Raw genomic sequence first — 12,909 nt, forward strand, 5'->3', positions numbered from 1 at the left:
GCCAACACTAAAGGTTAATAGGCCAAACATAGCATAGGGCAACAATGCAGAAATTCCTTTTTAGTGATACAGATAGCTTTAAAGCGCAAGCCCTATTTCTTGGCAAAAAGATTGATCTACAGAAATTGGAAAATTATGATTGCTTGGCAACTATGCCCATAATGGTGAAAGTAGGTGAGTGTGGTTGTGCTGTACTGCTGGGCTATGGTGTAGTTGTTCTGTTTAACCTTGATCCTGTAGCAAATACAGCCTTTTTGAGCCAGCTATCTTCTCTAGTTCATGACTGTTTTAGCCAACCTGAGACAGAACAAGTGGAAGTTCATCTCAACATTGTGGAAAGTGAACGAGTCAAGGAAGGAAAAATTTTTCTGCGTGAATTGAGTGTAGAACGCTTGCAAATAGTGGCTGATGTTCTCGCAAAAAGTGTTGTGCTGTCTCATTATGAAACTAGCCTAGCGGCAGTATTCGATCAAATTGAACCGTTTGCTGCCAGTCTCCAGCGTGAAAACAGAAGTCGGCGGCAGAGTCGGGAATTGCTGCGTCAACTAGGAACAACGTTGTTAGTTCAACATAAGATAGTGGGTCGTGTCGAGATTATCGATAAGCCAGAGTTGCTCTGGGAATCCCCACAGTTAGAAAATTTATATCTGCGCTTAGAGGATGAATACGAAATCCGTGAGCGTCACAATGCTTTGGAACGCAAACTAGAGCTAATTTCCCAAACTGCACAAACGGTACTGGAGTTTATGCAGCATAGTAGTAGCCAACGAGTAGAGTGGTATGTAGTGATTTTGATTGTGGTGGAGATTTTGCTTTCACTGTACGATATCATCTTCAAACGCTGAAAGCTTACTTAAATCGATTTTGTCGAGTAACTTCTGTGCGATCGCGATAGGAGTTAGTTTTTCTGAAATAATCACGTTCAAACAAGTTCTTGCTCGGTTGTCATAAGTTTCTATCAGAATTAATCTTTCACTTTAATATCTACAAATCAAACAAACTTATATCAAAAGACATAGAAAGTGGATTAATATCACCCCATCCACTCGCAATACCTTTCGATTAAGATGTCTCTTCGTTGAGGCAGCAGGGGGGCGGAGGAGCAGAGGGGAAGGGAGAGGTTACTGTCAATTCTCCCTTGCACCCCTGCACCCCTGCACCCTTGCTTACCTTCTCCTAAAGGAGACGCTACGCGAACACGAGTAAATTCCTTATCCGAAAAGTATTGCATCCACTCGACCCCCAAACATCAAAGGCTCCGACTCCTCAAACGCCAGCATGATACCCCACCTTAGTAATTTGCCGAACTGGATATTACCTAGCAACAAAATAAAAATAGCGATCGCCGAAATTTAACCTTAATTCATCTTCGACAAAAATATCTGATCACGCCCTGCGGCTTTAGCTTGGTACAAAGCAGCATCAGCAGCACGATACAGCGTTTGTACATCATGGCCATCTTTGGGATACTCTGCCACTCCAGCACTGATGGTAACAGTAAAATTTTCTTGATTGCTAGTGGTAAATTCTAGGCAACGCAGAGAGTCTAACAAATGATTAAGTCGTTTCACTACCTGTTGTTGGGTAATACCATACAATCCAATGACAAATTCTTCTCCACCCCAACGCGCCACTACATCTTCTTGGCGGAATGATTGCTTTAAGAGTTTTCCCAATTGGCTTAAAACTTGATCTCCTGCATCGTGACCATATTGGTCATTAATATATTTAAAACGGTCTAAGTCTAAAACTGCAAAATAAAATGGTTGATTTTGACGTTCTGCAAGATGCAACAATCGAGTTAGTTCTTGGGCGGATTTCCGTCGATTGGTAATTCCCGTTAAAGCGTCAATCTCTGCAAATTTGCGGATAATTTGGCTGCGTTCTAAACGACAAAGAACACGCGCCAGTAATTCTGCTTCGACAATGGGTTTAGTAACATAATCATCAGCACCAGCCGCAAACACTCTCTGCACTATCTGAGTGTCTCTATGCGCTGATAAAAATAATATAGGTAAATTGCTCCAATGCGGATCATTTCTGACAACTTGACACAAATCGATTCCACTGAAGTTAGGCATTTCCAAATCTAAAATCAGCATATCGGGAATAAATTCTTCTAAGGTATCCCAAAAATTTTGCGGATCGTCTAACAGAGTCAGGGTAAATCCCCAAGGCTGTAAAATTGTATGTAGAATATCGAGTATTTGCGGGTCATCATCTACAATCAACAATTTGGCTGATGATGTATTGGATTGTTGCAGAATAGTAGCGATCGCTTCCATAATCTCTGATGGAAAAACAGGCTTTTGTAAAAAGCCTTTTCCGCCCATTCTTGCTACCTTTACCCGTTCGGTAAAACTATCTTGTGATGTAAATACTAATACAGGTATGGGAGGATTTAGGGCTGTGAGTTCTGCGAGTAATGCAAAGCCATCTTCAGGAGATTGGGGAAAGCATAAATCTAACAATACGACATCTGGTCGAGAGTGAGCGATCGCTAACCTAGCTGCAGAGATACTCTCAGCTACTACAGTTTCAATTCCCGCAATAGTTGCTTCTGCTGCTACTTGTTGCGCTAATTCCAGATCATCATCAACGATTAACAGGCGATATTCTTGGTTGAGATAAGTAGCTTGAACATCTGACTGTGGCGGAATTAATGTCGGATTTTGCTCTAATATTTTTTGTAACTCCAGCAGCAGCATTTGTATTTGTTCTGCTTGGGTTTGACCGAGTGTTTCGGTTGATTTTAAAATTGTTTCTATGTTTTGACACAAGCAAGTCGCATTATCAAAGCCAAAGGTACCTAAAGAACCGGCTAAAGTATGGGCTTGTTGTTGTGCTTGTTGTCGTAAATCTTCAGTTAACCTATTTTCTAGTAAATATTTCACAGCTTGCTGGATAATTGCCAGGCGATCGCTATATTTATCTTGATAACGCTCCCACACTCCAGCAAGTTGGGACTTGATGCGCTGTTCTGTGGCAGAATCAGTTGTGGGTAATAGGCGATCGTCACTTTCCTCATCAGCTTTTATGCTATGTATCGGCTTTTCTGTCCCCATAATTTTTGGCTGGACATTACCAACTTCTAACTCTTTGGTATTGAGGCGATAACCAAATCCATAAACTGTTTCAATCAAATCAGCCTTTGCTCCTACCTTTCTCAGTTTAGAACGCAAACTTTTAATGTGCGCTCTCACAGTATTTTCTGAAGGAATTTCATTCAAAGACCATAAATGATCTAGCAGGGAGCTTTGGCTGAATATGCGCCGACTATTGCGTAATAACAGTTCTAGCAGAGCATATTCCTTAGCAGTCAGGGGCAGAATTTTTCCCTGATAACTGATTTGACCGCATCTAGGGTCAAGAAGCAAAGCCCCAAATTGAATTATCGGTGTTGTGCTAATCATACCTCGACGCAACAAAGCCCGGATTCTTGCCAATAATTCCTCTAAATTAAATGGCTCAAGTACATAATCATCTGCTCCAGCATCTAACCCAGTAATTGTTTTAGCAATATTATCTTTGCCTGTTAGTAATAAAATTGGTATCCAACAACCTTGATTACGTAGTTGTTGGCAAATACTTATACCATCAATTATCGACAGGCTCACATCCAGCACAATTAAATCGTAGGCAGTGGCTAAAGCCTGTTCTAAACCTCTTTTACCATCAGTAGCTACCTCCACCAAATAATATTTTTCTGAAAGTGCTACCCTCAGTATTTCAATGATATTTGTATCATCTTCTACTATTAGAATTTTCACAATCAATTTGTGGTGAATTTAAACTTTTAACTTTTATTAATTGATGGCTAATTACTCAGATCAACAGAATATATATTCATTCAAGGTACTGGGCTTTCAATTACATTTTTTAATTTTTTTACAAGTTATTACCAACCAGCAACTAACCTGTTATATACAATATATAATCTAAGTTTTAACACTTATATTATATGGCAAAAATTAAACAATCTATTTTACGGTAAGTTTCTGAATCTCAAGTTTTTCATTGGTCAATAATTACTTTCTTGCCAAAATAACTCTCGTTCTTCAAAAAAGTACTAATTATTCTGGTACAGAACTTTATTTATATAATCAAGATAAACTAAAAATGACAAAACGAATTCTAGTTATTGATGATGAAGATAGCGTGCTGGAAATTGTGCAAATCTCTCTAGAGTCAGCCGCAAATTGGGATGTAATCACAGCATCTTCGGGTAGCGCAGGCATAGAAATTGCTGTATCTAAGCAACCAGATGCGATTATACTAGATTTGGTGATGCCAGAAATGGATGGACTGACCACATTTCAAAAACTCCAAGATAATATCGCAACTAGCCATATTCCTACTGTTTTACTAACAGCAAAATTCCACATTAGCGAACAAGCAGAATTTCGTAACTTGGGAGTAGCCGGAGTCATCATCAAACCATTTATGCCTTTAGATTTAGTCGATAACATTTGCAAAATTCTCAACTGGATGTAGATATAGAGTTAATTTTTTTATTTCCCCAGGTAATGTAGTTAAAAAATGATGCAATCCTGAATCGCTATTTTTGGTAATGTTTCCTGTAGTAATTCAGATACGCATTCTAGATGTCCATACGGTTCAGTTAAGAAAGTTCTTGTGTGGAGATAAGGGAACAGGAAAAGAAAAAATCAGCGGATCTGAACTGTATTGTCATATATGCAAGTACTTGAAAGCCTCGAAACTCCGCGCCATCTGAAAACAGCTTTCTATAGCAGAAGGCAGGAGGAAAAGTCTTACTATTCCCGGCATTCACGCTTTCAAGTTGTCCTAACGTATCTGACTACCGCTATATATCACTGGCAATATTTGTCTAAAAATTGAACTGTTGATACGGCTGGATGATTCTCTATGTAATAGTTTCGGCTTTTTTTTGATTATTATTCTCTCATGGTAGTGATAAAGTAGAGTTAATTTAAATACGGTTTTCCCATTGATTAGATGTATTTTATATATTAAAGCAGGTATTATGAGAATTTAAATGACATCAAGTCTGACTTCTGCTGGCTGGGGGAGAAAAAATTTATTCCTAGTAAAAAGACTTGACAAATTAGCTGTAATAATTGAACCGAGACTGCTATGAAGCCTAATTCTTTCACTACTCATACTCCAGCCACAATAGCTATTGTTGGTGGAGGCTTTAGTGGTTCTCTAGTTGCTACGCACCTATTAAAAACTGCCAGCCAACCCCTAATTATCAAGCTGATTGAGCGCAGTTCTCAAATTGGCAAAGGCATTGCCTACAGCACAGATACCAACTGTCATTTGTTGAATGTTTCAGCAGGTAACATGAGTGCATTTGCTCATGATGGGGGACATCTGTTGCGCTGGCTTCAATATAATCAGAATGAGTTAGCATCATTTTTTGCACAAGAAGTTAATGCTAGTAGCTTCATCCCGCGTAAAGTCTACGGTTTATATATTCAGTCGATTTTGGCAGAAGCAGAAGCTACAGCACCTAGCGATGTGCAACTAGAACGCTTGACTGATGAAGTAGTCGGAATAGAACCCAAAGACAAAGGTGCGATCATTTCGTTGCGTAGTGGTCGCTGTTTTACGGCAGATAAAGTGGTTTTGGCATTAGGAAACTCGCCTTTTACACTGCCAACAGATAATTCAGATAGTAAAAATCAAAGTTATCGGCGAAATGCTTGGTCAACCGATGCACTAGCAGACCTTGAGCCTGATGCGGCTGTGTTGCTTGTGGGTACAGGGTTGACAATGGTAGATATGGTTTTATCTCTGCGCGATCGCCATCATCAAGGTAAAATTTATGCTGTGTCTCGTCGAGGTTTATTTCCGCAAAAACATCAAGCATCTCAACCTTATTCCCACCGATTAACTCCCGAAAGCTCGCCAACAACAGTACGCGGTTGGTTACATTGGCTACGAAGTGAGGTAGAAAATGCCGCATCTCAAGGTTATGATTGGCGAGCAGTGATTGATTCACTACGTCCCATTACTCAACAAATTTGGCAAAAATTACCGACCTTAGAACAGCAACGTTTTTTGCGACATTTGACACCCTATTGGGATGTACATCGTCACCGCATTGCTCAAAGAGTAGCAGATGTGATGAGAGAAATGCTGGATTCTGGTCAACTGATCATTTCTTCAGGAAGGATTCAGGAATATCAACTGTTACCAAATGGGGTAGCAGTAACTATATCTGGGCGCAAAACCCAGACAAATACTGTCTTACACGTCAAGCGGGTAGTGAATTGTACAGGGTTAGCTGCCGATTATCGCCACTCGCCTCATCCTTTGATTGACAATTTGCGATCGCAAAGATTAATTCGCCCTAATAGTATCGGTTTAGGCTTAGATACAAATACCCAAGGTGCTTTATATACAGCAGATGATCAAGTTTCCACCTTGCTTTATACCTTGGGAACTCCACGCAAGGGCGACTTATGGGAAACTATCGCGGTTCCCGAATTACGAATACAGGCACAGCAATTATCTCAGACGTTATTACAGTCATTACCAGTGCGTGTGCGTGCGATTCCTGTGATGTCTTGGTTGAATAGCGAGAGCAGCGAGCGCAATTCGGAAATATCCCACTCAACTTTACTATTTCGCCAATTCTTTGACCCAGAAAGCAGTAGCTATACTTACCTCATTGCAGATCAGCAGACAGGAGATGCGGTTTTAGTTGATCCTGTATTAGAGCAAGTTGACCGCGATTTGCAATCACTAAACGAACTGGGATTAAAACTCCGCTACTGTCTAGAAACTCATCTTCATGCAGATCACATCACAGGTGCAGGTAAACTCAGAGAAAAAACAGGTTGTCAGGTGATTGTTCCCATAAATCCGGCTGTGACAAAAGCTGATCGCTCTCTGGTTGGTGGTGAAAATATCGAGGTGGGAGCAGTTATTGTTGAAGCAATTTTTACACCAGGCCACACCGCCAGCCATATCGCATATTTAGTCAACAAAACCCATCTTTTAAGCGGCGATGCCTTATTGATTCGTGGTTGTGGACGTACAGATTTTCAAGAAGGTGATCCGGGAACTCTATATGATGTGGTCACACAAAAGTTATTCACCTTGCCAGATGATACCTTAGTCTATCCGGCTCACGACTACAAAGGACGTACAGTTTCCACCATTGGCGAAGAAAAACGCCTCAATCCCAGATTTAGCGATCGCAGCCGCAGTCAATTCATTACTATCATGAATAATCTCAAATTGAGTTATCCCCAAAAGATGAATGCTGCACTCCCTGCAAATGAATATTGTGGTGATTTTATTCCTCAAGAAAGCTTAGATTTAGCTACAAGTCCGGTTACAGATGCAGAACTCAAACAAATAGAACTTACAGTTATGACTAATACAGAAATCTACAATGATTACTTTGCTATGTATATCTAGTGTGTAATACCATTTTGGATTTTAGATTTTGCGGAAAGTTGTGTGAAGTGCGATCGCAATTTGTCTAAAAACCTCACCTGCTGGAGAAGCTTGTTCACTAGTTGCGATCGGATTTCCGCTATCACCGCCGCTACAAATGCGCTGATCTATTGGGATTTGTCCTAACAGTGGCGCTTGTAATTCCGTTGCGAGTTGTTCACCGCCACCACTCCCAAAAATATATGTGTGTGAACCACAATCACCACAGATTAAATAACTCATATTTTCCACAATCCCCAGCACCGGAACACCGACTTGGCGAAACATATATATATTACGGCGAACATCTGCGATCGCAACTTGCTGCGGAGTTGTCACTAAAATAACACCACAAATTGGGCTTTCTTGAATAATTGTAATTTGAGCATCACCTGTACCGGGAGGTAAATCTATTAATAAATAATCTAATTCACCCCATTCCACATCATTGATAAATTGAGTAATAATTTTGTGCAGTACAGGCCCCCGCCAAGCCAAAGGACGATTCTTTTCTGCCAGTAACCCTACTGACATCAACTTTATTCCTTGCACTTCCAGAGGTAAAAACTTATCACCCGTCGGAGTATGAATTACTTCAATATCAGCTTGTCCTAAACCCAACATTTGCGGCAAATTAGGCCCATAAACATCAGCATCTAATAGCCCAACCTTTGCACCTTGTAAGCTTAAAGCTGCGGCTATATTAACGGCTGTTGTTGATTTACCTACGCCACCTTTACCACTAGAAATTCCCAGAGTTATTTTTACACCAGGAATTATACAAATTTGAATATAAACCTTTTTACACCAAGATAAAGACGATAACTTAGATTCAACTTCTAACTTTAATTGCTGCTGATGAGAACCAATATATAACCGCAAGTAAACGTAATCATCAACTATACGAAGATTTCGCACCATTCCCAAACTAACAACGTCATTTTTTAAAATTGGTTCAATGACCTGTTTGAGGAGTTCAACTACTTCTTGCTGATAAAAATTAACTTCTGATTGCCCCACTATTACTAACTCTCTTAAAAACTTTCATTCAACAGAAAAAACTCTGCGTACCTCCCTTCGGGTGACGCTCCTGCGTCGCTAACGCTGCGCTAACGTGACGGAAACCGCCAAGACGGGGGCTGGTTTCACCGCGCTTACTTAGCGTTCCTCTGCGTTAAAAACAATATCTGTTTGTATTTTATAAATCGCTCGTTGTGCTTGAATAGCTACCTCCTTATCAGGATCATCTAAAGCTTGTTGCAGAGGATTAATAACATCAGAATGAGCAAAATTACCAAGAGCAATTACAGCTTCTTTCCGCACATCTGCATATTCATCTGTTAATGCTTGAATTAATTGTGGCATAACTTGTACATCTGGAATTTTTTGCAACGCTTGTGCAGATGCTTTTCTGACTTGCCAATGTTCATCACTTAAAGCAGTTTCTAATGCAAAGATTACTTGATGATTTGCCTGAATAGCTAAAGATTTAGCTGCATTCCGCCGCACTTGCCAGTCACTATCATTAATCAGTGCTTGACTGAGTTTAGTAATTACTTCGGTATCTTGTAAATGTCCTATAGTTAAAGCAGTAGCACGACGCACAACAGCTGATTCATCAAAGATTAAATCTAAAGCTTCAGGGCATTTTTCTAGTTGATTAAGATATCGCAACGTAGTTATTGCGGTTTCTCTTAATTCGGGATTATTTGATTTTAAAAACGGTAAGATATAAGGTAACGATTGAATATCATGAATTTTCCGCAACAACACTGAGATATTTAGTTGTGTATTTATATCATCAATTTGTAGTTTATTTAGTAAAAGTAATAAATCATCTTGACTAACTAACTCGTTTAAAGCTGATGTCGCTTCAGTCCGAATATCTTCATCTTGGGAACTCAAGCATTCAAGTAAAGCAGGGATTGCTACAGGATTGGCAATTTCCCAAAGAGCAGATATAGCTATTTTTTGCACAGCAATATTTTCATCTTGTAAGGCAATGATGAGTGCGTCTACTGTTTCATCATCGCCGAGATGTTGTAAGGTTTTGACGGCTACTAAGCGTTCATTTACATCAGGCGATCGCAACATTTCTAGCCAAGGCTGTATATCATCACTCATAATTCAAAATACTCTAATATTTAACGTAATAAAAAAGGAATATGCACAGTAATAGCATTGGTTGGACATTCTTTTTCACAAGGTAGACAAAACCAACACTCGTCATACTTCATATATGCTTTCCCTGTCTCTGGATTTTTTGCCAACACATCCAAAGGACAGACTTCTACACAGGCTGTACATTTCTCTAAACATTTTGATTCATCAACGATCACAGGTACATCTATTCTTTGATTGATTAAAGCCATAAAACTACTCCCTGATTTTGTAATTTAAACATTAAATATTATTGCTAACTCAATGGTTTATAAAAAGCCAATGATTGTTTGATATTGGTATAGCCAATTTTCTCATAAAATAAGTGTGCCTCTTTGCGGATAATATTAGAACGTAACATAACGCCATCACATTGTTTCATAGCAGCCCATTGTTCGATTTGCTGCATTAAATAACGTCCAATTCCATGATGACGATAATCTTTATCTACCACTAAACCTAAAAGAATTGCCTGAGTTGGCATAATTAGTAAATCACAAATATGAGCGTGCGCCCAACCAATCACATAATCATTTGCTAAAGTCGCAACATAAACAACATGGTCATAATTATTTTTAACTTTCTCAAGGCGTTGTTCTACTTGTTGACTTGTTAGAGAATATCCAAGTTGTTCGCCAAGAATAGCAATTCGTTCTGCATCTTTAATCTCCGCTTTTTTAATTTTTATCTGTTGACCCAAAGCAACTTTCTTTGCCATAGATTTTAACTATAATTATTAATCAGGCGTTGCCAAAATAAAACGATAACCTATATCAATCTCTTTCAACTTGTAAATTTCACCATATTTTTTATTCCATTCTCCACTACTTAAATCGGCTGCAAGTACATTTACTCCTTGTTCTACTTGTTCTACCAAATCTTGATTTGCTAATGCAAAAGATGATATTCCCGCCCGGACTTCTGCTTGAAGATATAATTCTGGTCGTCTCCAAGCTGCGGCTGCAAATAAATCAGATAAGTCGTGTGGTAACAAAAATGGTATAGCTTCAACATGCTTTTTAGTATTCTGCTGAAGTAAATCAATCTGTTCGTTTAGCGGTAAAAATCGTAAAGCATCTTCCCATAAAAAAGGAAAATAATCATACAGCCAAATTCTTTGAGCTAATCTAATATCAAAAGTTAGTAAAACTATTGCCCCATCTCTAATAACTCTGTGCATTTCTTGGAAAGCTTTTTCGAGATGCGAAAAGTGATGTATTGCTAGAATACTGATAACACCATCAACAGATTTATCTGGTAAAGCTAAATTTTCTGCATAGCCAGTAAACCATTCCACTTGAGGATGTACAACTGCTTGCTGTCGCATCACAATAGAAGGTTCAACAGCATAAACAAACAATCCTTGGTTAGCCAAGGCTACACTATAACCACCCGTACCAGCACCAATATCAGCAATAACGCCACCTTTTGGTAAATTGAGTAAATCAATTAATTGATTTACAATGCGGATATCAGGAACGCGAGTTTTTGAATATTGTTGACCTATTGAATTATAAATAGGCATTTTTTTTGCTTTTTTTAGCTTACAGCTACATTGTATGATTCTTTAACTGTATCTACTTCTACAATGTAAGACTCTACAGGACGTTTAAACAATATCATTTGTCCTGATTCATTCTTTTTCAAATTGACGTGACAAAACCATTCAGCATCATTTTTTTCAGGATAATCTAAGCGGTAATGATATAAACCCCAGCGAGTTTCTTGACGATATAATGATGCTCTGGCTGCCATTTCTGCACAGTCACGAATAAAATGCACTTCCAGAGAACGCATTAATTCATGAGGGTCGCGCGCGCCCATTAAATCTAATGTTTGTTGATACTGCACAAAATGTTTCAAACCAATTTCGATTTTGTTACCTGATTTGGGTGGTTGAAGATAATCATTAACTAAGCGTCTGAGTTTATATTCGACTTGGGTATGAGGTACACCATGTGGTCGAGTTAACGGGGCGTAAATTCTAGTTTTTTCTGTTTCTAAAAACTCGGCATCTGGTTCAACAAAATCTAAATCTTGGATATATTCAATGGCATGAGTTCCTGCTATGCGACCGAAAACAAATGCCCCAATCATATAATTATGAGGAACGCTGGCCATGTCTCCGGCTGCATATAAACCGGGAACTGTTGTTTGCGCGTTTTCGTTTACCCACACACCAGAAGCACTATGACCGCTACATAAGCCGATTTCGGAAATGTGCATTTCTACGCCGTGGGTGCGATAATCTTCATTTCTCCCTTGATGAAAGCGTTCTCTACTTGGTCGTTCATTTGCCCAAAGTATAGATTCAATTTCGGCAATTGTATCTTCATCAAGATGGGTCATTTTGAGTTGGACTGGCCCTTTCCCTGAGTTTAATTCTTTCCAAATTTCCAACATCATTTGACCACTCCAATAGTCGCAACTAATGAAGCGATTTCCTTCGGCGTTGGCTGTATGTGCGCCAAAAGGCCCGGCAACATAAGCACAAGCAGGGCCGTTGTAATCTTTAATTAAGGGATTAATTTGAAAGCATTCAATATTGCTGAGTTCTGCGCCTGCATGATAAGCCATAGAATAGCCATCCCCAGCGTTTGTAGGATTTTCGTAAGTGCCGTAGAGATAGCCAGAGGAAGGTAAGCCGAGTCTGCCACAAGCACCTGTACAAAGGATGACGGCTTTGGCTTGAATAACTATATAGTCGCCATTTCTGACATCAAATCCCACTGCGCCAACAGCACGTCCGGCTTTGACTAAGACACGCGTCGCCATAACGCGGTTTGTAACTTTGACTTTGTGGCGTTTGACTTGGCGGGTGAGAATGGTTTTGAGATCTTTACCTTCTGGCATGGGTAAGACATATTTACCCACACGATGCACTTGCTTTAAGTCATAGTTTCCTTGGGCATCTTTTTGAAATTTCACACCCCAGCTTTCTAATTCTTGGATGACTTCGTAACCTAATTTGCCTGTTTGATATACGGCTTTTTGGTTGAGAATGCCATCGTTAGCGAGGGTGATTTCGCGGACGTACTGTTCTGGGGTGGAGTGTCCAGGAATGACGGCGGTATTTACGCCATCCATCCCCATTGCGATCGCACCACTCCTTCGTATGTTAGCCTTTTCTAAAATCAGCACCTCTGCATCAGGATTTGCTTGTTTGGCTTTAATTCCAGCCATCGTTCCTGCTGTACCACCGCCAATGACAAGCACATCGGTTTTAATCCACTGAGTATTGATATTCATATCTATAAAAAAGGGTGTGGGGTGTAGGGAATCTTCCTTTTTCATTTAGACTACCTCCTGCCTTCTGCC

Annotated in this window: 10 protein-coding genes; 3 read left to right on the top strand and 7 right to left on the bottom strand. The window is 39.6% G+C overall.

Annotation, left to right across the window (positions count from 1 at the left end; translation table 11 throughout):
- The first annotated feature begins 44 nt into the window (after positions 1 to 44).
- Complete coding sequence (locus AC504W_RS16165; protein ID WP_494873309.1) at positions 45 to 845, top strand: RMD1 family protein; 801 nt, start codon at positions 45 to 47, stop codon at positions 843 to 845.
- 513 nt (positions 846 to 1,358) lie between these two features.
- Here the strand turns inward: AC504W_RS16165 and AC504W_RS16170 are convergent.
- Positions 1,359 to 3,770, bottom strand: a complete 2,412-nt coding sequence (locus AC504W_RS16170) for a response regulator (protein ID WP_494873311.1) — start codon at positions 3,768 to 3,770, stop codon at positions 1,359 to 1,361.
- Between the two features lie 349 nt (positions 3,771 to 4,119).
- Between AC504W_RS16170 and AC504W_RS16175 the strand changes: the two genes are divergently transcribed.
- Complete coding sequence (locus tag AC504W_RS16175; RefSeq protein ID WP_494873312.1) at positions 4,120 to 4,494, top strand: response regulator; 375 nt, start codon at positions 4,120 to 4,122, stop codon at positions 4,492 to 4,494.
- 621 nt (positions 4,495 to 5,115) lie between these two features.
- Positions 5,116 to 7,413, top strand: coding sequence for an FAD/NAD(P)-binding protein (locus AC504W_RS16180; protein ID WP_494873313.1), 2,298 nt, complete (start codon positions 5,116 to 5,118; stop codon positions 7,411 to 7,413).
- A 21-nt stretch (positions 7,414 to 7,434) separates the two neighbouring features.
- Here AC504W_RS16180 and AC504W_RS16185 read toward each other — a convergent pair whose 3' ends face one another.
- The 6 genes from AC504W_RS16185 to AC504W_RS16210 all read right to left on the bottom strand — a co-directional run bounded on the left by AC504W_RS16185 (position 7,435) and on the right by AC504W_RS16210 (position 12,840).
- A complete protein-coding gene (locus AC504W_RS16185) occupies positions 7,435 to 8,451 on the bottom strand; it encodes an Mrp/NBP35 family ATP-binding protein (protein WP_494873314.1) in 1,017 nt (338 codons plus the stop codon).
- A gap of 138 nt (positions 8,452 to 8,589) precedes the next feature.
- Entirely contained in the window at positions 8,590 to 9,555 is a 966-nt protein-coding gene (locus AC504W_RS16190; protein ID WP_494873315.1) for a HEAT repeat domain-containing protein, read from the bottom strand.
- Between the two features lie 20 nt (positions 9,556 to 9,575).
- On the bottom strand, positions 9,576 to 9,803 hold the full coding sequence (locus AC504W_RS16195) for a 4Fe-4S dicluster domain-containing protein (protein WP_494873316.1): 228 nt from the start codon (positions 9,801 to 9,803) through the stop codon (positions 9,576 to 9,578).
- Positions 9,804 to 9,847: 44 nt separating this feature from the next.
- Complete coding sequence (locus AC504W_RS16200; RefSeq protein ID WP_494873317.1) at positions 9,848 to 10,309, bottom strand: GNAT family N-acetyltransferase; 462 nt, start codon at positions 10,307 to 10,309, stop codon at positions 9,848 to 9,850.
- An 18-nt stretch (positions 10,310 to 10,327) separates the two neighbouring features.
- A complete protein-coding gene (locus AC504W_RS16205) occupies positions 10,328 to 11,116 on the bottom strand; it encodes a class I SAM-dependent methyltransferase (protein ID WP_494873318.1) in 789 nt (262 codons plus the stop codon).
- A gap of 14 nt (positions 11,117 to 11,130) precedes the next feature.
- Positions 11,131 to 12,840 (bottom strand): fumarate reductase/succinate dehydrogenase flavoprotein subunit, encoded by a 1,710-nt coding sequence (locus AC504W_RS16210; protein WP_494878671.1) that lies wholly within the window; start codon positions 12,838 to 12,840, stop codon positions 11,131 to 11,133.
- Positions 12,841 to 12,909: the final 69 nt, after the last annotated feature.

The sequence above is a fragment of the Nostoc sp. C96 genome, assembly GCF_059384975.1.